Genomic DNA, 21,459 nt, shown 5'->3' on the forward strand with positions numbered 1-21,459 from the left:
AAAGAAAAGGCGGCCGCGCTTCGCATGCGGCCGCCCTGGAGTGTCTCAGAAGGCGCGGACCGGTCCGGCGCCTTCCTGTCGGCGGGTCAGTAGCCCGCGGCCAGCCCGGTGTTGCGGCGCGGATCGTTGGCGCCGTAGAAGCGGTTGTTGCCCACCGGCTTGCCGCCCAGGGTGGGCGCGCCCACGATGATCGCGGCCAGGTGGTTGGCCGGCTGCGGCACGCCGAGGTTGTGGCCCATGTCGGTCAGGATCTTGCGGGTGTCGGGGCTCAGCGCGAAGGTCTCGACGTTGGTGACGTCGGGCAGCCATTGCTGGTGGAAGCGCGGCGCATCGACGGCTTCCTGCACGTTCATGCCGTAGTCGACCACGTTGAGGATGGTGTGCAGCACGGCCGTGATGATGCGGCTGCCGCCCGGCGTGCCGACCACGAACACCGGCTTGCCGTCCTTGGACACGATGGTCGGGCTCATCGAGCTCAGCGGGCGCTTGCCCGGGGCGATGGCATTGGCCTCGCCCTGCACCAGGCCGTACATGTTCGGCACGCCGACCTTCGAGGTGAAGTCGTCCATCTCGTTGTTGAGCAGCACGCCGGTCTTGGCGGCCGTGACCTTGGCGCCGAACCAGTCGTTGAGCGTGTAGGTGACCGAGACCGCGTTGCCCCACTGGTCGGTGATCGAGTAGTGGGTGGTGTTGCTGCCCTCGTGCGGCGCGACGCCGGGCTTGATGTCCTTGGAGACGCCGGCCTTCTTCGGGTCGATGGCGGCGCGGATCTTCTCGGCATAGCCCTTGTCGAGCAGGCGATCGAGCGGGTTCTTCACGAAGTCGGGATCGCCCAGGTAGCTGTTGCGGTCGACGTAGGCATGGCGCATGGCCTCGATCTGGTAGTGCACCGACTGCGCCGAACGGAAGCCCAGGTCCTTGAGCGGATAGCCCTCGAGGATGTTGAGCATCTCGCAGATGATCACCCCGCCCGAGCTCGGCGGCGGTGCCGACACCACGCGGTAGCCGCGGTAGTCGCACTCGACCGGCGCGAGTTCGCGCGTCTTGTACTGGTCGAGGTCGGCCTGCGTGATGATGCCCTTGCCGGCCTGGCTAGAAGCCACGATGGCCTGGCCCACCCAGCCCTTGTAGAAGCCGTCGGTGCCGTTCTGGCTGATCGCGCGCAGCGTCTTGCCCAGGTCCTTCTGCACCAGCTTCTGGCCGACCTGGAACGGCTCGCCCTTGTTCAGGAAGATCGCGCCGGAGACCGGGTCCTTCTGGAAGTCGGCGGTCGAGGTCCAGAGCATGTCGATGTCGCCCTGCTCGAGCGCGAAGCCCTTCTCGGCGAGCTGGATCGACGGCGCGATCAGCTCGGCGCGCTTCTTCGTGCCGTACTTCTCGCGCGCGTACTCCATGCCCGACACCGTGCCGGGCACGCCCACGGCCAGGTGGCCGTTGGTGCTCAGGCCCTTGATGACGTTGCCGTCCTTGTCGAGGTACATGTTGGCCGTGGCGGCCAGCGGCGCCTTCTCGCGGAAGTCGAGGAAGGTCTTGCGGCCATCGGCCAGTTGCACCGTCATGAAGCCACCGCCGCCGAGGTTGCCCGCGGCCGGATAGACCACCGCGAGCGCGTAGCCCACGGCCACGGCCGCGTCGACGGCATTGCCGCCGCGCTGGAGCACGTCGACGCCGACCTTGGACGCGAGGTGCTGGGCGCTCACCACCATGCCGTGTTCGGCCGCGACCGGCGCCTGCGACGCGGCCTGCGAAGCGCCGGCGGCCAGCGCGAGCACGGCGGCGATCGCCGCGCGCAGTTGGGGGGTCGATGGAAGTCGATGCATCTGGAAGTCTCCTCTTGAGATGTCGTTGGTTGCGGAGTTTGGGTGTGTCTGGCGAGGGTTCAGCCGGCGAGCAGTGCCTTGCGCCGCAGGTCGCGCAGCGCCAGCGCCACCTGTTCGCGGGCGAAGGCGCTCAGCGCCTCGGGATCGGTCATCTGCTCGTCGTTGCGCACGAAGCGCAGGCGGTCGGCGCGCACTTCGGTCTCGAGGTGTTCGACCAGCGCCTCGTGCGAACGGGTGCCGTCGAGCAGCGGCAGCAGCGCGCGCTCGAGCAGCGACAGAGCCACGGTCTCGTGCCAGCCGTTGCAGACCGTGACCGACGGTGCCTGGCCCGGTGCCAGGCCCGGCGCGTTGCGCACCGAGGCCGCGGCCTGCGGCCGCGCGGGCACCTGCGCGACCGAGGGCACCGGCGTGCGGCGGATGCGCAGCGCGCCGAGGATCAGCATCTCCTCGAGCATCGCCATCACCGCGGGCTCGACCGCCTCGCGCGGCTGGCCGAGCAACGGCAGCACGCAGGCGATCAGTGCGTCGGCACTCAGCGCCAGCGGATAGTGGCTGTCCAGCACATGCGCCACCGCCTTATGCACCGGCTGGCGCAGGGTGACCGTCACGTTGCGGATCGCGGTGCAGTTCTGCTCGCGCGTGTCGAGTGTGAACGGCGCACCGTTCTCGCCATGGAACACGCCCGCGAACAGCAGGCCGCGAATGCGCGTGGCGTCGAGCCGATAGCGGATGTGGCGCGCCTGCTCCTGCTTCACCAGCAGCGTCTGGCGGAAGGTGCGGTTGACCAGGAAGTCGAGGTACTGCTCCATCAGCACCTGGCTGCCGCCGCATTCGCGCAGCAGCGGATCGCGGACCTGGGCGCCGTAGTTCTGCACGAACATCGTCGAGGGTTCGGCCTCGGCCAGGTAGGCCAGGCCGTGGCCCTCGGCGCGCGCGACGAACTCCTTGAAGTAGCAAGGCGCGTTGCAGGGCTCGAGGAACTCGTGCAGCAGGTACGAGGTGGCGCCGTCGCGCACGATCGGCGCGGTTTCGTCGAGCGTCTTCTTGAGCACGCTGTCGGGACGCGCCGACTGCGCGAGGAACTCGATCATCCCGCGGGCATAGGAGAGCTTCTCCTCGGGCGTGTCGCGCGGGCCGCCGCGCAGGATCATCGCGTCGCGCACGATCTCGCGCGCCTTCCAGCCCGGGTAGACGTTGTAGCTCACGTAGGCCACGCCGTTCGGCGCGAGGTTCTCGGAACACACGCGCAGGATCGCGTCCTGCACCGGCCCGGGCACCCAGCTGTAGACGCCGTGGCAGACGATGTAGTCGAACTGGCCGAGCGAGGCGTCGACCTCGGCGATGTTGAAGGCCTTCACCTCGACGTTCGACAGGCCCAGCCGCTCGATCGCCTTCACGCCCTGCGCGATCTGCACCGACGACAGGTCGAGGCCGAGCGCGCGCGCGCCGGGGTGGCGCTCGGCGAAGGGGATGATGTTGTTGCCCGCCGCGCAGCCCAGTTCGAGCACGCGCGCGCCGGCGGGCGGGGGGGTTTCGAGGCCGAAGAGAAATGCCGTGGCTTCCAGGTGCTCCACCGCCGTCTGAGGGAACGGGTGCGAGTCGTAGGGCACCGCGTCGTAGTAGCTCGTCAGAACCGAAGTCAGGGAATCGGACACGGGCAGCCTTTTTTAGGAAGATGCGAGGGAGAGAACGCGCGCGATCGGAGCGCGCCAGCGCCCGCCGAATATAGCCCTGCGTGACAGCGAAAAGAGCCGGGGTCGGGTTGTCCAGGAGGGCCTCCGTTCCGCCGCACAGCCGCATGTAAGACAATGCCGCGACCTTCCGCGCCAGCGGCGCTCGGTGCGGTCTTTGGGTGTACAAATCGGCGTTCTGACACCATGCAGCTCTCCGATCCATCCTTCGTTCTGTCGGTCTTCCTGGCCGGTGTCGCCGTCGGGGCGATGCTGGTTGCCGTCATGTCGGCCATCCGCGCCGAACGCGGGCCGAACGGCCCGATGCCCAAGCCGGGCAGCGACAGCGACCGACTGGCGCGATAGCGCCCCTGGCCGACGGCCACCTGGGCTCGACATCGTCGAGGCCAGGCATGCGGCCTTGCCGTTCCCCCTCTAGCTCTTCTGACGCACGAACGCGCGCTTTCACGCAGGTGAAACGCGTGCCGGATCCATGGAGGGTGGGTTTTGGCCGTGGCCGACCCGGGAATGCCTCCCGGGTCGCCAAGCCCGGATCGGTCCGGGCCAGCCTCAGGCAATGTGGTGGAGCTGGGGGGATTTGAACCCCCGTCCGCAAGCCTTCATCGCGCAGTTCTACATGTTTAGCGATCTGATTTAAGTCTCGCTTCCGGAGTCGCGCAGTCGCACGCTACACCGGACGCCAGCACCCTATTTTCTTGCCCCGACCCAAGGTACCCGGATCGAAGCCAGCCGATGTAATTATCCTTGCAGCCGGGAGGCACTGATTGCTCAGAACCCCCTTGCCCAGCCCATCGGCCTGCTGTTGCAAGGCTCACTGGCAATTAAGCAGCGAGTGCGAAACGTTCGTCGTTTGCAGTTAGTTTGTTTGAATCTGTTTTACGAGCGCATTCAGCTCGACATGCCCCGCTGCGACTCCGAACCCGCGTCGAAACCAGTGCAGCCCCAAGGGGGCGTATTTTAGGCGCTATCCAGCAGTTTCAAGAGCTCGCCCGGAGAAGTTATCAAGGCATCGGCTTCCCAGCGGGTCGCATCGGCCTGCGCGCCCATGTAGCCGTAGGCCGCGGCCACGGTCCGCATGCCCGCCGCGCGGCCCGCGATGATGTCGCGCTCGTCGTCGCCGACGTAGATGCAATGCTCGGAGGGGATGCCCAGCCGCCGGGCTGCTTCGTGCAGCGGCTCGGGATGCGGCTTGGCATGCGGCGTGGTGTCGCCGCTCACCACCGCGCCCGCGCTCGCGAACAGCGGCATCGCCTGCGTGAGCGGCTCGGTGAAGCGCTTCGACTTGTTCGTGACCACGCCCCAGCGCAGCCCGCGCGCGACCAGCGCCTCGATCAACGGCGGGACGCCATCGAAGGCCTGGGTGTTGAACATGCAGCGCTCGTAGGTCACGAAGAACTCCTCGCGCAGCGCATCGAACTCCGGCGCATCGGGCGTGATGCCGAAGGCCACGCCGAGCATGCCGCGCGCGCCCGCGCCGGCCATGGGGCGGTAGCGCTCGAGCGGGTAGGAGGCCAGTCCCCGGGTGGTACGCATCTGGTCCGCCGCGGCGCCCAGGTCGGGGGCGCTGTCGATCAGCGTGCCATCGAGGTCGAACAGCACGGCGCGGGTCGGCACGCCCTTCACGCCTGGGCCTCCGCCGGCTTCTGCGTGGCGAACATGTAGTTGACGCTGGTATCGGCACTGAGCCAGTAGCGCCGCGTGATCGGGTTGTGCTCGAGGCCGCGCGTGTGCCGCACGTCGAGGCCGGCAGCACGGCAGTAGGCCGCCAGCTCGCTGGGCCGGATCAGCTTCGCGTACTCGTGGGTGCCGCGCGGCAGCATGCCCATCACGTACTCGGCGCCGACGATCGCGAGCATGAAGGACTTGAGGTTGCGGTTGATCGTCGAGAAGAAGACCCAGCCGCCGGGCTTGACCAGCGTGGCGCAGGCCTGGATGACCGAGGCCGGGTCCGGCACGTGCTCGAGCATCTCCATGCAGGTGACGACGTCGAAGCTGCCGGGCTGCTCGGCGGCGAGCGCCTCGGCGCTGACCTCGCGGTACTTCACGCCGCGCGTGCCGGCCTCGAGCGCGTGCAGTTGCGCCACTTTCAGGGCCTTGCCCGCGAGGTCGGCACCGAGCACGTCCGCGCCCTTGCGGGCCATCGAATCCGAAAGAATTCCGCCGCCGCAGCCTATATCCACGACGCGCCGTTGGGAAATCGGCGCAATACCTTCAATCCATTCCAGGCGCAAAGGATTGATTTCGTGCAAAGGGCGAAATTCGCCTTCCATATCCCACCACTTGTGGGCCAGCTCCGAAAATTTGGCGAGTTCGGCGGGATCGGCATTCACGTTTTCTGTCATATGACGGATTATGAAACGGACGATGACCGGCCCATGACGAATGGGCCTCTTTGAAAACTTTCAGCCTGCATTGATTCAGGCATAAAAAAACCCCGCCGAGGCGGGGTTTTAGGGTCGATGGAATCGAGCTATCAGTTGGCGCGGGTGCCGACCACTTCGATTTCCACGCGACGGTTCTTGGCGCGGCCTTCCTTGGTGCGGTTGTCAGCCACAGGCTGCTTCTCGCCCTTGCCTTCGGTGTAGACGCGGTTGCGTTCGATGCCCTTCGAGACCAGGAAGGCCTTGACGGCTTCGGCGCGACGCACCGACAGACGCTGGTTGTAGGCGTCCGAACCGATCGAGTCGGTGTGGCCGACGGCGATGATCACTTCGAGGTTCACGCCACGGATCTTCTCGACCAGGTCGGTCAGCTTCGCGCGGCCTTCAGGCTTCAGCACCGACTTGTCGAAGTCGAAGAATGCGTCAGCAGCGAAGGTCACCTTCGAAGCGGCAACAGCCGGGGGTTGAGCGGGAGCGACGGGCGGGGGAACCGCGCCAGGAGCCGTGGGAACGGCGGCAGCCGGGGGAACCAGAGCGCCGTCGCAACCGGCAGCAGCCGTGGCGGGCGTCCAGTTGGCATCGCGCCAGCACAGTTCGTTCGTGCCGTTCTTCCAAACCAGTTCGCCGGTGCCGTTTTGCCAGTTGTCGATCGTAGGACCGCCATTCGCAGCGGTGACACGGGTCTGCGCGCCGGCGGCAGTGGCGAGCGCAGCGACTGCAAACATCATCGCCACTTTATTCAGTTTCTTCATGGTTCTCCTCTTGGGGAAAAAGCCGCAGCCGCGCTGCGAATCAAGGACGCTTTAAGTGACCACCACCCAAAACGTTGAGGCGATTGTGCCATAGGGTCTTTGGCAAACAGGCCGCACGGCGGCCACGAAGCGTAGGACGGAGGCGGAATAGAGCCCTTGTGTTGCGGCGGTGCGACACCCCTCACAGCGTAAAATTTCGCCTTCCTGCCGCCAGCCTCTCGCTCAATGACGTCCTTCGCCAAAGAAACCCTGCCCATCAGTCTCGAAGAGGAAATGCGCCGCAGTTATCTCGATTACGCCATGAGCGTGATCGTGGGCCGCGCCCTTCCCGACGCGAGGGACGGCCTCAAGCCGGTGCATCGCCGCGTGCTCTACGCGATGCACGAGCTCAACAACGACTGGAACCGGCCGTACAAGAAGTCGGCCCGTATCGTCGGCGACGTGATCGGCAAGTACCACCCGCACGGCGACCAGTCGGTCTACGACACCATCGTGCGGCTGGCCCAGGACTTCTCGATGCGGCACATGCTGGTCGACGGCCAGGGCAACTTCGGGTCCGTGGATGGCGACAACGCGGCCGCAATGCGGTATACGGAAATCCGGCTGGCCAAAATCGCGCATGAAATGCTGGCCGATATCGACAAGGAAACGATCGATTTCCAGGACAATTACGACGGCTCCGAAAAGGAACCGGCCGTGCTGCCGAGCCGGCTGCCGAATTTGCTGGTCAATGGCTCCGGCGGTATTGCGGTCGGCATGGCCACCAATATTCCGCCGCACAACCTCAATGAAGTGGTGGACGCCTGCCTGCACCTGCTGCGCAACCCGCAGGCCAGCATCGACGAGCTGATGGAGATCGTGCCGGCGCCCGACTTCCCCACGGCCGGCATCATCTACGGCATCAACGGCGTGAAGGACGGCTACCGCACCGGCCGCGGCAAGGTCGTGATGCGCGCCAAGTGCCACTTCGAGGACATCGACCGCGGCCAGCGCCAGGCGATCATCGTCGACGAGCTCCCCTACCAGGTCAACAAGAAGACGCTGCAGGAGCGCATGGCCGAGCTGGTTCACGAGAAGAAGATCGAGGGCATCAGCCACATCCAGGACGAGTCCGACAAGTCGGGCATGCGCCTGGTGATCGAGCTCAAGCGCGGCGAAGTGCCCGAGGTGGTGCTCAACAACCTGTACAAGCAGACCCAGCTGCAGGACACCTTCGGCATCAACATGGTGGCGCTGGTCGACGGCCAGCCGAAGCTGTGCAACCTCAAGGACCTGATCGAGGTCTTCCTGCAGCACCGCCGCGAAGTGGTGACGCGCCGCACGGTCTTCAACCTGCGCAAGGCCCGCGACCGCGGCCACGTGCTCGAAGGCCTGGCGGTGGCGCTGGCGAACATCGACGACTTCATCGCCATCATCCGCAACGCCCCGACCCCGCCGGTCGCCAAGGCCGAGCTGATGGCGCGCAGCTGGGACAGCAAGCTGGTGCGCGAGATGCTCACCCGCACGCGCGCCGATGGCGGCGTGATCAGCGCCGACGACTACCGTCCCGAAGGCCTCGAGCGCGAGTTCGGCATGGGCAACGACGGCCTCTACCGCCTCTCGGAAACGCAGGCCCAGGAAATCCTGCAGATGCGCCTGCAGCGCCTGACCGGCCTGGAGCAGGACAAGATCGTCGCCGAGTACAAGGAAGTGATGGCCGAGATCGACGACCTGCTCGACATCCTGGCCAAGCCCGAACGCGTCTCGACCATCATCGGCGACGAACTCGGCGCCCTCAAGCAGGAGTTCGGCCAGTCGAAGGTGGGCGCGCGCCGCAGCCTCGTCGAGCACAGCGCCTTCGACCTCTCGACCGAAGACCTGATCACCCCCACCGACATGGTGGTGACGCTCTCGCACAGCGGCTACATCAAGAGCCAGCCGCTCGGCGAATACCGGGCGCAGAAGCGCGGCGGCCGCGGCAAGCAGGCCACCACCACCAAGGAAGACGACTGGATCGACCAGCTCTTCATCGCCAACACGCACGACTACATCCTGTGCTTCTCGAACCGCGGCCGGCTCTACTGGCTCAAGGTGTGGGAAGTGCCGGCGGGCTCGCGCGGCTCGCGCGGCCGCCCGATCGTCAACATGTTCCCGCTGGCCGAGGGCGAGAAGATCAACGTCGCGCTGCCGCTCACGGGCGAGAAGCGCAACTTCCCGGCCGACCAGTACGTGTTCATGTCGACCTCGATGGGCACGGTCAAGAAGACCACGCTCGACGAGTTCAACAACCCGCGCAAGGCCGGCATCATCGCAGTCGACCTCGATGCGGGCGACTACCTGATCGGCGCCGCCCTCACCGACGGCAAGCACGACGTGATGCTGTTCAGCGACGGCGGCAAGGCGGTGCGCTTCGACGAGAACGACGTGCGCCCGATGGGCCGCAACGCGCGCGGCGTGCGCGGCATGATGCTCGAGGAAGGCCAGGGCGTGATCGCCATGCTGGTGGCCGAGGACGAGCAGCAGAGCGTGCTCACGGCCACGGAAAATGGTTACGGAAAGCGAACAAGCATTACGGAATACACGCGCCACGGCCGTGGAACCAAAGGCATGATCGCGATTCAACAGAGTGAGCGAAACGGCAAGGTCGTTGCCGCCACACTCGTGCATTCGGACGATGAGATCATGCTCATCACCGACAAGGGCGTGCTGGTGCGCACCCGAGTCGCCGAGATTCGTGAACTGGGTCGCGCGACGCAAGGCGTTACGCTGATCGGGCTCGACGAAGGTGCCAAACTCAGCGGGCTGCAACGTATCGTCGAAAACGATGCCAATGGCGAACCCGAGCCCGGCGCAGACGACACTTCCACATCTTCAACGGAGAATCCTCAGTGAAAAAACAAATCAAGCTCGCACTCCTGACCATCGCCCTGGCTGGCAGTTCGATGGGCGCCCTGGCCCAGGACAAGGCCACGCTCATCAAGCAGTTCCTCGACCTGCAGCGCCCCGGCATCGAAGCCCTGGCCCGCGGCCTGGTCGAGCAGTCGAGCGCCCCGATCGCGCAGGCCGGTTCGCAGTACCTGCAGACCCAGGTGCCCGAAGCCAAGCGCGAAGCCGCTGCCAAGGCCGCCGATGCCGAGCTCAAGAAGTACTACGACGAGGCTTACCCGATCGTGCGCGACAAGGCCGTGCAACTGGCCCCGACCACGCTGACCCCGCTGCTCGAGCAGTCCTTCACCGAAGACGAACTCAAGCAGCTGCTGGCCTGGATCAACTCGCCGCTGAGCAAGAAGTACCAGGACCTGAACCCCAAGATGCAGACCGCGCTGACGGAAAAGCTGGTGGCCGAAACCCGCAGCTCCATCGAGCCGAAGATGCAGGCGCTCGACACCAACGTCGCCAAGGCGCTGGGTGCCCCGACCGAAGCGCCGTCCGCGCCCGCCAAGGCACCGGCCAAGGCTCCCGCCAAGAAGTGACGTGAACGCCCCGCAGAAGCCGGCCGGCCCGCGCCCCTACAACTTCTCCGCGGGCCCCGCCGCCATGCCCGAGGCGGTGCTGCAACGCGCCGCCGCCGAAATGCTCGACTGGCACGGCAGCGGCATGAGCGTGATGGAGATGAGCCATCGCGGCAAGGAGTTCGGCGAGATCTACGCGCAGGCCGAAGCCGACCTGCGCGCGCTGCTGGCGGTGCCCGCCAACTTCCGGATCCTGTTCATGCAGGGTGGCGGCCTCGGCGAGAACGCGATCGTGCCGCTGAACCTGTCGCGTGGCGGCACGGTCGACTTCGTGATCACCGGCAGCTGGAGCATCAAGTCGCACAAGGAAGCGCAGCGCTACTGCAGCGCGCGCGTGGCCGCGAGCAACGCCGACGACCAGCACACGCGCCTGCCCGATCCCGCGAGCTGGCAGCTGTCCGGCAACGCCTCGTACGTGCACCTGTGCAGCAACGAGACCATCAACGGCATCGAGTTCCACGAGCTGCCCGACCTCGCCGCCCTCGGCAGCAAGGCGCCGCTGGTGATCGACTTCTCCTCGCACGTCGCCTCGCGCGGCGTCGACTGGAGCCGCGTCGGCCTGGCCTTCGGCGGTGCGCAGAAGAACCTCGGCCCGGCCGGGCTCACGATCGTCGTCGTGCGCGAGGACCTGCTGGGCCATGCCCTCGAGATCTGCCCGAGCGCGTTCAACTACAAGACCGTGGCCGACAACCAGTCCATGTACAACACCCCGCCGACCTGGGGCATCTACATGGCGGGGCTCACGTTCCAGTGGCTGCGCGAGCAGACCGAGGGCACGGCGACCGGCGTGGCCGCGATGGAGCAGCGCAACATCGCCAAGGCGAAGCTGCTGTACGACTTCATCGATGCGTCGTCCTTCTACCTGAACAAGATCGACCCGGGCTGCCGCTCGCGCATGAACATCCCGTTCTTCCTGCGCGACGAGGCCCGCAACGAGGCCTTCCTGTCGGGCGCCCGCGCGGCGGGGCTGCTGCAGCTCAAGGGTCACAAGTCGGTGGGCGGCATGCGTGCCAGCCTCTACAACGCCATGCCCCTGGAAGGCGTGCAGGCCCTGGTGAGCTACATGCGAGAATTCGAGCGGTCGCACGCCTAGACGCGCGCGAACCTCACCGATGACCGCCCCAGCTCCTACCCAGCCCTCCTCCCCCGACCATTCCGAAAGCCTCGCCGATCTGCGCGTGCAGATCGATTCGCTCGACCAGCAACTGCTGCGCCTGCTCAACGAGCGGGCCCACGTGGCGGAGCTGGTCGGCGAAGTGAAGAAGCGCGAAGGCACGCCCTTCTTCCGCCCCGACCGGGTGGCCCAGGTCATCGACAAGATGCAGAAGGGCAACGGCGGTCCGCTCAAGGACCTGCACGTGGCCGCCATCTGGCGCGAGATCATGTCGGCCTGCCTGGCGCTCGAGTCGCCGCAGCGCGTGGCGGTGCTCGGCCCCGAAGGCACCTTCTGCGAGCAGGCGGCCATCGAGTACTTCGGCGGCGCCGCCGACCTGATCTACTGCGCCAGCTTCGACGAGGTCTTCCACGCCACCGCCGCCGGCAGCGCCCAGTACGGCGTGGTCGGCGTCGAGAACTCGACCGAGGGCGTGGTCACGCGCTCGCTCGACCTGTTCCTGCACTCGCCCACCCACGTGGTCGGCGAAGTCAGCCTGCTGGTGCGCCACCACCTGCTGCGCAGCAGCAATTCGCTCGAGGGCATCGAGGCCGTGCTGGCCCATCCGCAGGCGCTGGCCCAGTGCCAGGGCTGGCTGACCAAGCACCTGCCGCATGCCGAGCGCCGCGCCGTGTCGAGCAATGCCGAGGGCGCGCGCCTCGCGGCCGCCAACCCGGCGTTCGCGGGGCTGGCCGGCGAACGTGCCGCCACGCGCTTCGGGCTGCATATCGTGGCCCACGCGATCCAGGACGACTCCTACAACCGCACCCGCTTCTCGGTGATCTGCCTGCCGCAGACGCTCGCGATGCCGCCCGCCTCGGGCCGCGACTGCACCAGCCTGATCGTGTCGGTGCCCAACCGGCCGGGCGCGGTGCACGACCTGCTGGTGCCGCTGAAGGTCAACAACGTGTCGATGACCCGCTTCGAGTCGCGCCCCGCGCGCACCGGGCAGTGGGAGTACTACTTCTACATCGACCTCGACGGCCATCCCTCGCAGCCCAACGTGGCCGCGGCGCTGGCCGAACTGCGCGGTCTCTGCGCGTTCTACAAGGTGCTCGGCGCCTACCCCGTCAAGGCCTGAGTCCGTCGCAAGCAAGCACATGTTCGAGCAACTGGGATTGATCGGCTGCGGCCTGATAGGCGGCTCCTTCGCGCTGGCGCTGAAGCGCGCCAAGCTGGTGAAACGGGTGGTGGGCTACAGCAAGTCGCCCTCCACCACGGAACGAGCCCGGCAGCTCGGCGTGATCGACGTCGCCGCGCCCTCGGCGCTGCTGGCGGTGTCGGGCGCCGACATCGTGCTGCTGGCCGTGCCGGTGGCGGCCTCGGAAGCCACCTTCAAGGCGATCCGCCACGGCATCGGCAGCGACGCGCTGGTGATGGACGTCGGCTCCACCAAGGGCGATGTCATCGAGGCCGCGCGCCGCGGCCTGCAGGGCCAGCTCGGCAACTTCGTGCCGGCACACCCGATCGCGGGCAAGGAGGTCTCGGGCATCGAACATGCCGAGGCCTCGCTGTTCACCGGCCGCCACGTGGTGCTCACGCCGATCAAGTCCACGCTGCGCTCGAACGTGCAGCGCGCCTCGCAGGTCTGGAGCGGCATCGGCGCCAACGTGCTCACCATGACCCATGAGGAGCACGACAGCACCTTCGCCGCCGTGAGCCACCTGCCGCACCTGCTGGCCTTCGCCTATGTCAACGGTCTCGCCGGCCAGCCGCAGGGCGAGCGCTTCCTGAGCCTGGCCGGCCCGGGCTTTCGCGACTTCTCGCGCATCGCCGCGAGCGACCCCGTGATGTGGCGCGACGTGCTGCTGGCCAACCGCGAGCAGGTGCTGGCGCAGTCGCGCGCCTTCCGCGCCGCGCTGCTCGAGATGGAGAACGCCATGGCCGAGGGCGAATCGCAGGCTCTCGAGCAATCGATCGAGCGCGCCCGCCGCGTGCGGGCCGCCTGGCAGCCCGGCGCCTCGTCGTCGCACGATTCGCAGCAGGACGCCTGAGATGTACGCCTCGGCCTTCCTCGATCTCCCCGCGCTCACCGGTGCCTCGGGCACGGTGCAGCTGCCCGGCTCCAAGAGCATCTCGAACCGCGTGCTGCTGCTGGCCGCGCTCGCGAGCGGCACCACCACCCTGCACGACGTGCTCGACTCGGACGACACCCGCGTCATGCTCGATGCGCTGCGCGCGCTGGGCTGCGGCGTCGAACCCGCCGGCACGCTGGTGCGCATCACCGGCATCGGCGGCCGGGCGATCGGCAACACCGAGCTGCTGTCGCTGTTCCTCGGCAATGCCGGCACGGCGATGCGGCCGCTGACCGCGGCGCTGTCGCTGCTGGGCGGCGAATTCGAACTGCGCGGCGTGCCGCGCATGCACGAACGCCCGATCGGCGACCTGGTCGATGCCCTCACCCAGTTGGGTTGCCGCATCGACTACCTCGGCAATCCCGGCTATCCGCCGCTGCGCATCCACCCGGTGCCGCACGGCGAACTGGTGCTCGACGCCCCGATCCGCGTGCGCGGCGACGTCTCGAGCCAGTTCCTGACCGCCCTGCTGCTCGCGTTACCCCTCGCAGCGGCAAGCGACATCACGATCGAGGTCGTCGGCGAGCTGATCTCCAAGCCCTACATCGAGATCACGCTGAACCTGCTGGCGCGCTTCGGCATCGCGGTGCGGCGCGACGGCTGGGAGCGCTTCACGATCCCCGCCGGCAGCAGCTACCGCTCGCCGGGCGACATCCATGTCGAGGCCGACGCCTCGTCCGCCAGCTATTTCATCGCGCTGGGCGCCATCGCAACGGCCGCTTCCGGGCCCGAAGGCATCCGGATCGAGGGCGTGGGCGCCGATTCGATCCAGGGCGACATCCGTTTCGTCGACGCCGCGCGCCAGATGGGCGCCGAGATCGACAGCGGCCCGAACTGGCTCGCGGTGCGCCGCGGCGCCTGGCCGCTCAAGGCCATCGACCTCGACGCCAACCACATCCCCGACGCGGCGATGACGCTGGCCGTGATGGCGCTCTACGCCGACGGCCCCAGCACCCTGCGCAACATCGCGAGCTGGCGCGTCAAGGAAACCGACCGCATCGACGCCATGGCCAACGAGCTGCGCAAGCTCGGCGCCACGGTCGAGGCCGGGCCCGACTTCATCCGCGTGCATCCGCTGGCGCCGGCCGGCTGGCGGCCCGCGAGCATCCACACCTACGACGACCACCGGGTCGCCATGTGCTTCTCGCTCGCCGCCTTCAACCCGGCACGGGTGCCGGTGCGCATCCTCGAGCCGCACTGCGTCGCCAAGACCTTCCCCGACTACTTCGAGACCCTGTTCTCAGTCTCCACGGCCGCCGACATCCCGGTGATCAGCATCGACGGCCCGACCGCCTCGGGCAAGGGTACGCTGGCCTCCGAAGTCGCGCGCCTGCTGGGCTACCACTACCTCGATTCGGGCTCGCTCTACCGCGTGACCGGGCTGGCCATGCGCCGCGCCGGCCTGAGCGCCGACGCCGCGCACGAGGCGCAGATCGCCGCGCTGGCCACCGCCCTGCCGCTGCAGTTCACCGAGGGCAAGGTGCTGCTGGACGGCGAGGACGTCAGCGAGCTGATCCGCTCCGAGGCCGCCGGCATGGACGCCTCGCGCGTCTCCACGCTGCCGGCCGTGCGCGAGGCGCTGCTGGGCCTGCAGCAGCGCTTCCGCCAGCTGCCGGGCCTGGTGGCCGACGGCCGCGACATGGGCACGGTGATCTTCCCCGACGCCGCGCTCAAGGTGTTCCTGACCGCGAGCGCCGCCCAGCGCGCCGAGCGGCGCCATAAGCAGTTGATTTCAAAGGGTATTTCGACTACACTCGACAGTCTTCGCTCCGATCTGGAGGCGCGTGACGCCCGGGACTCGTCCCGCAGCGTCGCCCCTTTGAAGCCGGCGCAGGACGCGCGCCACCTCGACAACTCCCAGCTCTCGATCGAGCAATCTATCGACACGGTGTTGGACTGGTGGCGACAAGTGCAGCCTTTCGAGTCCGCTTGAAAGGCTCGCGCCCACCGGGTGTTCCGGGGGGCGCCTACCGCTCCAGAAGGCTCCCTTCGCGCGACAGCGCACCGGCCTTCTGGTTGTTCAACCAACCGGGCTTCCGCCCACAACCAACCGCCGTCTCCAGATCCAGCGCAGTCGCATGCAATGTCGCTAGAGCGCCTGCCAACCCTGCCTGACGGAAGGAACCATAAATGTCTGAATCTTTTGCCGACCTATTCGAAGAGTCCCTGAAGCGTTCCGAAATGCGCACCGGCGAGGTCATCACGGCCGAAGTCGTGCGCGTCGAACACAACCACGTCGTCGTCAACGCCGGTCTGAAGTCCGAAGCGTATGTGCCGATCGAAGAGTTCAAGAACGACAAGGGCGAGCTCGAAGTCCAGGCCGGCGATTTCGTTTCCGTTGCCATCGGCAGCGTTGAAAACGGCTACGGCGACACCATCCTCTCGCGCGACACCGCCAAGCGTCTCGCTTCGTGGCTGGCCCTCGAGAAGGCGCTGGAATCGGGCGACTTCGTCACCGGCACCACCAGCGGCAAGGTCAAGGGCGGCCTCACGGTGCTCGTCAACGGCATCCGCGCGTTCCTGCCGGGTTCGCTGATCGACACGCGTCCGATCAAGGACCTGACCCCGTACGAGAACAAGACCCTCGAATTCAAGGTCATCAAGCTCGACCGCAAGCGCAACAACGTCGTGCTGTCGCGCCGTGCCGTGGTCGAAGCCAGCATGGGCGAAGAACGCGCCAAGCTGATGGAAACCCTGAAGGAAGGCGCTGTTGTCCGCGGCGTGGTCAAGAACATCACCGAGTACGGTGCGTTCGTGGACCTCGGCGGCATCGACGGCCTGCTGCACATCACCGACATGGCATGGCGCCGTGTCCGCCACCCGAGCGAAGTCGTTCAGGCCGGCCAGGAAATCACCGCCAAGATCCTCAAGTTCGACACCGAGAAGAACCGTGTCTCGCTGGGTCTCAAGCAAATGGGTGACGACCCGTGGATGGGCGTTTCGCGCCGCTACCCGCAATCGACCCGCCTGTTCGGCAAGGTCACGAACATCGCCGACTACGGCGCGTTCGTCGAGCTCGAACCCGGCATCGAAGGCCTGGTGCACGTCTCCGAAATGGACTGGACCAACAAGAACATCGCTCCGAACAAGATCGTCTCGCTGGGCGACGAAGTCGAAGTCATGGTCCTGGAAATCGACGAAGACAAGCGCCGCATCAGCCTGGGCATGAAGCAGTGCAAGGCCAACCCGTGGCAAGAGTTCGCTCAGAACACGAAGCGTGGCGACCGCGTCAAGGGCCCGATCAAGTCGATCACCGACTTCGGCGTGTTCGTGGGTCTGGCTGCCGGCATCGACGGCCTGGTTCACCTCTCGGACCTCTCGTGGAACGAAGCCGGCGAAACCGCCGTTCGCAACTACAAGAAGGGCCAGGAAGTCGAAGCGATCGTGCTGGCCGTCGACGTCGACCGCGAGCGCATCTCGCTGGGCATCAAGCAGCTCGACAGCGACCCGTTCACCACCTTCACCACGGTCAACGACAAGGGCCAGATCGTGACCGGCAAGGTCAAGACGGTCGACGCCCGCGGCGCTGAAATCGACCTGGGTGAGGACATCATCGGCTACCTCCGTGCTTCGGAAATCTCGCGCGACCGCGTCGAAGATGCCCGCAACGTGCTGAAGGAAGGCGACGAAGTCACCGCCATCGTCGTGAACGTGGATCGCAAGACCCGCAACATCCAGCTGTCGATCAAGCAGAAGGACATGGTCGACGAGCAAGGCGCCATGGCCAACCTGAGCCAGCAGTCGGCACGCGAAAACGCGGGCACGACGAGCCTGGGCGCCCTGCTGCGCGCCAAGCTCGACAACAGCGACAACAAGTAAGCCGTCGCCCGAAGACAGAGCAGGCCCTGGTGGCCTCTCTGTCTTTTTTTTCGCCCCTGCTTTTTGCTTTGACCTATGACCCGCTCTGACCTCGTCGAAGAACTCGCAGCGCGCTTTGCGCAACTCACCCACCGGGATGCCGAATACGCCGTCAAGACCATCCTCGACGCGATGAGCGATGCCCTGGTGCGCGGGCACCGGATCGAGATCCGCGGCTTCGGCAGCTTCTCGGTCAACCGGCGTCCGCCGCGCATCGGCCGCAACCCGCGCTCGGGCGAGAGCGTGCAGATTCCCGAGAAGCGCGTGCCGCACTTCAAGCCCGGCAAGGCCTTGCGCGAGGCGGTCGACGCCCGCAGCGCCGAACTCGGCATCAAGACGACGCCGAAGGCCTGAGTCCAGCCGCCAACGGCCCCTCCATCGGCGCGGACCGTCCGGCGCAGGTGCAAACGTAGAATCGTCCCGCCAACGGGACCGCGCATGAAATACCTCCTGTGGCTGCTCAAGGCAGCCATTTTTTTTACGCTCTTCGCCTTCGCGCTGAACAACCAGCACGACGCGACCGTCTATTTCTTCTTCGGCACCTACTGGCGCGCGCCGCTGGTGCTGGTCGTGCTGGCCGCCTTCGCGGGCGGCCTCGTGGTGGGCGCGCTCGGCATGCTGCCGGGCTGGTGGAAGCACCGCAGCGCCGCCGCGCAACTGCCGGCCACGACCGCGGGCAGCGCCGCCGCCTCCTCCGCCCCGGCCGCCGCGCCGGCGGCAGCCCCGGCACCGACCATCGCCGCCACCGACCTTCCCGCCGTACGCCAACATGGACTTTGATCCCAGCTGGTTGCTGATCAGCCTGCCCGTCGCCTTCGTCCTGGGCTGGCTGGCCTCCCGCTTCGACATCCGCCAACTCAAGCTCGAGAACCGCCAGGCCCCCAAGGCCTACTTCCGCGGCCTCAACTTCCTGCTCAACGAGCAGCAGGACCAGGCCATCGACGCCTTCATCGAGGCGGTGCAGAACGACCCCGACACGCAGGAGTTGCACTTCGCGCTCGGCAACCTGTTCCGCCGCCGCGGTGAATACCAGCGCGCGGTGCGCGTACACGAGCACCTGCTCGGCCGCGGCGACCTGAGCCGCAGCGACCGCGAGCGTGCCCAGCATGCGCTGGCACAGGACTTCCTGCGCGCCGGCCTGCTCGACCGCGCCGAAGCCGCGCTGCAGAAGCTCGAGGGCACGCGCTACGAGAACGAGGCGCGGCTCGCGCTGCTGGCCATCTACGAACGCTCGCGCGAATGGAGCCAGGCCGCCGACGTGGCGCGCAAGCTCGACGAGTCCGACCAGGCCAGCTACGGCACGCGCCGCGCGCACCACCTGTGCGAGCAGGCCGCCGAACAGGTCGGCATGGGCGACCTCGCGGCCGCGCGCCGCCTGCTCGAACAGGCCGTGGCCCAGGCACCGCAGGCACCGCGCCCGGCGATCGACACCGCGACCCTGCAGCTGCGCAGCGGCGAAGCCGGCGCTGCCTTCGACACCCTGGTGACGCTGAGCGACACCGCGCCGCTCGCGCTGCCGCTGTATGCCGCCGCGCTGCAGCAGGCCGCCGTGGCCGCCCACCGCGAACCCGAGGCGCTCGCGCTGCTGCAACGACGCTATGCCGAATCGCCGTCGATCGACGTGCTCGAAGCACTGATCGCGCTCGGCGGCGCGCCCGCCGGCACCACGCCCGAGGCCGAGGGCGAACCGCCCGTGCCGCGCGACGGCTACATCGCGCACCTCGCGCACCAGCCCTCGCTGGTCGCGGCCTCGCGCTGGCTCGCGGGCGAACGCTTCGAGCACGAGCAGTTCCATCCGCAGGTGCAGCGCGCGCTCGACCAGGCCACGCGGCCGCTGATGCGCTACCGCTGCGCGGCCTGCGGCTTCGAGGCGCACCAGTACTTCTGGCACTGCCCCGGCTGCCAGGCCTGGGACAGCTATCCGCCGCGCCGCGTCGAAGAGCTCTGATCGGCCTCGGAGGCGAGACCTTCGATCACCTTGCTGAACAATGGTGGCCGCTGGCGCGCGGCCGTCAACGCCCTGTTCCGAGCCCTCGTTGAGCCGAAGCCGACGTCTTGTCGGCGCATCAAAAGCATCAACGAGGGAGTTCAAACATGTTCAAGAAAATCGTGGCCACGGCCGCCATGCTGTTCGCTGTCGCATCGTTCGCGGCGGTCGATGTCAACAAGGGCAGCGAAGCCGATCTCGACGGCTTGAAGGGCGTGGGACCCGCGCTCTCCAAGCGCATCCTCGACGCGCGCAAGCAGGGCGAGTTCAAGGACTGGGCCGATCTCATGCAGCGCGTGAAGGGCGTGAAGGAGAAGGCCGCGGCCAAGCTCTCGGCCGAAGGCCTCACGGTCAACGGCAAGGCCTACGCGGGCGGCGAGGCGCCCGTGGCCGCCAAGAGCGACAAGGCGACCAAGAGCGCGGCCAAGCCGTAAGGAGCGAGGCCGATCGAGACCCGCATCGGCAGGTCCATGACGGGTTCGCGAGGCCGCGCGGCGGGCCTCGCCAGGGCCGCCCGCGGAGCTTCCGCGCGGCGGCTTTCTTCATCCCGAAGCCACCCCGCGCACGCGACGCCCGCGCGCGCCATGACAGGGAAATGCCTCAGCAAGTGGCCCGGAATTTGCACGTATGCTCGCTTTCGTTTTCACTTTCACACGTACCGGAGCGCTCATGAATCACAAGTTCGGCATTGCCCTCGCGGGCCTCACCCTCGGCGCCGCGGCCTTCGCCCAGACCAAGTGGGACCTGCCCACCGCCTATCCGGCCAGCAACTTCCACACCGAGAACATCACGCAGTTCGCGAGCGACGTGGACAAGGGCAGCGCGGGCAAGCTCAAGATCACGGTGCATTCGAACGCCTCGCTGTTCAAGGCGCCCGAGATCAAGCGCGCGGTACAGGGCGGCCAGGCGCAGCTCGGCGAGATCCTGCTGGTGAACTACCAGAACGAGTGGCAGCTCTTCGGTGCCGACGGCATCCCCTTCCTGGCCGACAGCTACGACGCGGCCTGGAAGCTCTACCAGGCGCAGAAGCCCGCGCTCGAGAAGAAGCTCGCCGAACAGGGCATCCAGCTGCTCTACACGGTGGCCTGGCCGCCGCAGGGCATCTTCGTCAAGAAGGAGATCGCCTCGGCCGCCGACCTCAAGGGCGTGAAGTGGCGCGCCTACAGCCCCGCCACCGCGCGCATCGGCGAACTGGTCGGCGCCCAGCCCGTGACCGTGCAGCAGGCCGAACTCTCGCAGGCCATGGCCACCGGCGTGATCGAGTCGTACATGTCTTCGGGCTCGACCGGCTACGACACCAAGACCTACGAGTACATCAAGAACTTCTACGACACCCAGGCCTGGCTGCCGAAGAACGCGGTGCTGATGAACAAGAAGGCCTTCGACGCGCTCGACAAGCCCACGCAGGACGCCGTGCTCAAGGCCGCGGCCGATGCCGAGAAGCGCGGCTGGGACCTGTCGAAGAAGAAGAACCTCGAGTACCTCGACCTGCTCAAGAAGAACGGCATGACGGTGCACGTACCCTCGGCCCAGCTCAAGTCCGACATGAAGAAGGTCGGCGACACCATGATCAAGGAATGGACCGAGAAGGCCGGCGCCGAGGGACAGGCCGTGGTCGAGGCCTACAAGAAGATGTGAGCGGACCTCCTGACGGCACCCGATGCGCAAGACGCTCGACTTTCTCTACATGAGCGCCGCCGCCCTGGCGGCGCTTTTCATGGTGGGCCTGCTGGTGGCGGTGCTCCTGTCCATCATCGGCCGCCAGCTCCACTTCAACATCCCCGGCATCGACGCCTACGCCGGCTACCTGATGGCCGGCGCGGGCTTCCTCGCGCTGGCCCATACGCTCAAGCGCGCCGAGCACATCCGCGTGACGCTGGTGCTGCAGAACCTGCCGCCCGCCGCGCAGCGCTGGCTCGAACGCTGGGCCATGGGCGCGGCGGCGCTGCTGGCGCTGCTGTTCGCCTGGTACAGCGTGCGCCTGGCCTGGCAGTCGTTCGACTACCACGACATCTCCACGAGCAACGACGCCACCCCGCTGTGGATTCCGCAGCTGTCGATGGCGCTCGGCGTCATCGTCTTCGCGATCGCCGCGATCGACGAGTTCGTGATCGAGTGGCGCGGCCGCCCGGCCAAGGTGGCGGGCACGGAGGCGCTGCGCCATGAGTGACATCGCCATCGCCGGCTTGCTGATCCTCTCGCTGTTCCTGATCCTGGGCAGCGGCGTGTGGATCGGCCTCACGCTCTCGGG

19 protein-coding genes and 1 other RNA gene are annotated in these 21,459 nt (G+C 67.2%); 14 read left to right on the forward strand and 6 right to left on the reverse strand.

What is annotated here, in order from left to right; genetic code table 11:
* Positions 1–86: 86 nt before the first annotated feature.
* Both ggt and BM109_RS13355 read right to left on the reverse strand, forming a co-directional pair.
* Positions 87–1,820 carry a gamma-glutamyltransferase gene (gene ggt / locus BM109_RS13350; protein WP_093343395.1) on the reverse strand — a complete coding sequence of 578 codons (1,734 nt, stop codon included), beginning with the start codon at positions 1,818–1,820 and terminating at the stop codon, positions 87–89.
* A 59-nt stretch (positions 1,821–1,879) separates the two neighbouring features.
* Positions 1,880–3,475, reverse strand: a complete 1,596-nt coding sequence (locus tag BM109_RS13355; protein WP_093343397.1) for a methyltransferase regulatory domain-containing protein — start codon at positions 3,473–3,475, stop codon at positions 1,880–1,882.
* 222 nt (positions 3,476–3,697) lie between these two features.
* Here BM109_RS13355 and BM109_RS41195 point away from each other — a divergent pair, with 222 nt between their 5' ends.
* On the forward strand, positions 3,698–3,856 hold the full coding sequence (locus tag BM109_RS41195; protein ID WP_177239329.1) for a hypothetical protein: 159 nt from the start codon (positions 3,698–3,700) through the stop codon (positions 3,854–3,856).
* A 214-nt stretch (positions 3,857–4,070) separates the two neighbouring features.
* Here the strand turns inward: BM109_RS41195 and ssrA are convergent.
* The 4 genes from ssrA to ompA form a co-directional block, all read right to left on the reverse strand.
* Positions 4,071–4,455, reverse strand: a transfer-messenger RNA (tmRNA) gene (gene ssrA / locus BM109_RS13360).
* A gap of 13 nt (positions 4,456–4,468) precedes the next feature.
* Positions 4,469–5,134 carry an HAD-IA family hydrolase gene (locus tag BM109_RS13365; protein WP_093343398.1) on the reverse strand — a complete coding sequence of 222 codons (666 nt, stop codon included), beginning with the start codon at positions 5,132–5,134 and terminating at the stop codon, positions 4,469–4,471.
* Positions 5,131–5,853: a bifunctional 2-polyprenyl-6-hydroxyphenol methylase/3-demethylubiquinol 3-O-methyltransferase UbiG gene (ubiG, locus tag BM109_RS13370; protein WP_093343400.1), complete on the reverse strand. Its 723-nt coding sequence runs from the start codon at positions 5,851–5,853 to the stop codon at positions 5,131–5,133. Before ubiG ends, BM109_RS13365 begins: the two co-directional genes overlap by 4 nt.
* A 131-nt stretch (positions 5,854–5,984) precedes the next feature.
* Positions 5,985–6,644, reverse strand: a complete 660-nt coding sequence (gene ompA, locus BM109_RS13375) for an outer membrane protein OmpA (protein ID WP_093343401.1) — start codon at positions 6,642–6,644, stop codon at positions 5,985–5,987.
* A 225-nt stretch (positions 6,645–6,869) separates the two neighbouring features.
* On the opposite strand from ompA, the gene gyrA reads away from it, so the two are divergent.
* The 13 genes from gyrA to BM109_RS13440 all read left to right on the forward strand — a co-directional run bounded on the left by gyrA (position 6,870) and on the right by BM109_RS13440 (position 21,378).
* The gene (gyrA, locus tag BM109_RS13380; RefSeq protein WP_093343403.1) at positions 6,870–9,515 is read left to right on the forward strand and encodes a DNA gyrase subunit A; all 2,646 of its coding nucleotides are present in this window, start codon (positions 6,870–6,872) and stop codon (positions 9,513–9,515) included.
* Positions 9,512–10,096, forward strand: coding sequence for a DUF2059 domain-containing protein (locus BM109_RS13385; RefSeq protein ID WP_256222547.1), 585 nt, complete (start codon positions 9,512–9,514; stop codon positions 10,094–10,096). The genes gyrA and BM109_RS13385 overlap by 4 nt, the downstream gene beginning before the upstream one ends.
* Before the next feature lies 1 nt (position 10,097).
* Complete coding sequence (gene serC, locus BM109_RS13390) at positions 10,098–11,228, forward strand: 3-phosphoserine/phosphohydroxythreonine transaminase (protein ID WP_256222548.1); 1,131 nt, start codon at positions 10,098–10,100, stop codon at positions 11,226–11,228.
* A 19-nt stretch (positions 11,229–11,247) separates the two neighbouring features.
* Complete coding sequence (pheA, locus tag BM109_RS13395; protein WP_093343406.1) at positions 11,248–12,369, forward strand: prephenate dehydratase; 1,122 nt, start codon at positions 11,248–11,250, stop codon at positions 12,367–12,369.
* Positions 12,370–12,388: 19 nt separating this feature from the next.
* Positions 12,389–13,282, forward strand: coding sequence for a prephenate dehydrogenase (locus tag BM109_RS13400; RefSeq protein WP_093343407.1), 894 nt, complete (start codon positions 12,389–12,391; stop codon positions 13,280–13,282).
* Position 13,283: 1 nt separating this feature from the next.
* On the forward strand, positions 13,284–15,296 hold the full coding sequence (locus BM109_RS13405; protein WP_093343409.1) for a bifunctional 3-phosphoshikimate 1-carboxyvinyltransferase/cytidylate kinase: 2,013 nt from the start codon (positions 13,284–13,286) through the stop codon (positions 15,294–15,296).
* A 197-nt stretch (positions 15,297–15,493) separates the two neighbouring features.
* Complete coding sequence (gene rpsA, locus BM109_RS13410; RefSeq protein WP_093343410.1) at positions 15,494–17,182, forward strand: 30S ribosomal protein S1; 1,689 nt, start codon at positions 15,494–15,496, stop codon at positions 17,180–17,182.
* Between the two features lie 75 nt (positions 17,183–17,257).
* Positions 17,258–17,575: an integration host factor subunit beta gene (locus BM109_RS13415; RefSeq protein ID WP_057589604.1), complete on the forward strand. Its 318-nt coding sequence runs from the start codon at positions 17,258–17,260 to the stop codon at positions 17,573–17,575.
* Positions 17,576–17,659: 84 nt separating this feature from the next.
* Complete coding sequence (locus BM109_RS13420; protein ID WP_093343411.1) at positions 17,660–18,001, forward strand: LapA family protein; 342 nt, start codon at positions 17,660–17,662, stop codon at positions 17,999–18,001.
* Complete coding sequence (gene lapB, locus BM109_RS13425; protein ID WP_093343412.1) at positions 17,991–19,169, forward strand: lipopolysaccharide assembly protein LapB; 1,179 nt, start codon at positions 17,991–17,993, stop codon at positions 19,167–19,169. Before BM109_RS13420 ends, lapB begins: the two co-directional genes overlap by 11 nt.
* Positions 19,170–19,315: 146 nt before the next feature.
* A complete protein-coding gene (locus BM109_RS13430) occupies positions 19,316–19,642 on the forward strand; it encodes a ComEA family DNA-binding protein (protein WP_093343414.1) in 327 nt (108 codons plus the stop codon).
* A gap of 235 nt (positions 19,643–19,877) precedes the next feature.
* A complete protein-coding gene (locus BM109_RS13435) occupies positions 19,878–20,846 on the forward strand; it encodes a TRAP transporter substrate-binding protein (RefSeq protein WP_093343415.1) in 969 nt (322 codons plus the stop codon).
* A gap of 22 nt (positions 20,847–20,868) precedes the next feature.
* Positions 20,869–21,378 (forward strand): TRAP transporter small permease, encoded by a 510-nt coding sequence (locus tag BM109_RS13440; RefSeq protein ID WP_093343416.1) that lies wholly within the window; start codon positions 20,869–20,871, stop codon positions 21,376–21,378.
* Positions 21,379–21,459 lie beyond the last annotated feature (81 nt).

It is taken from the genome of Variovorax sp. PDC80 (genome assembly GCF_900115375.1).
Taxonomy (GTDB): domain Bacteria; phylum Pseudomonadota; class Gammaproteobacteria; order Burkholderiales; family Burkholderiaceae_C; genus Variovorax.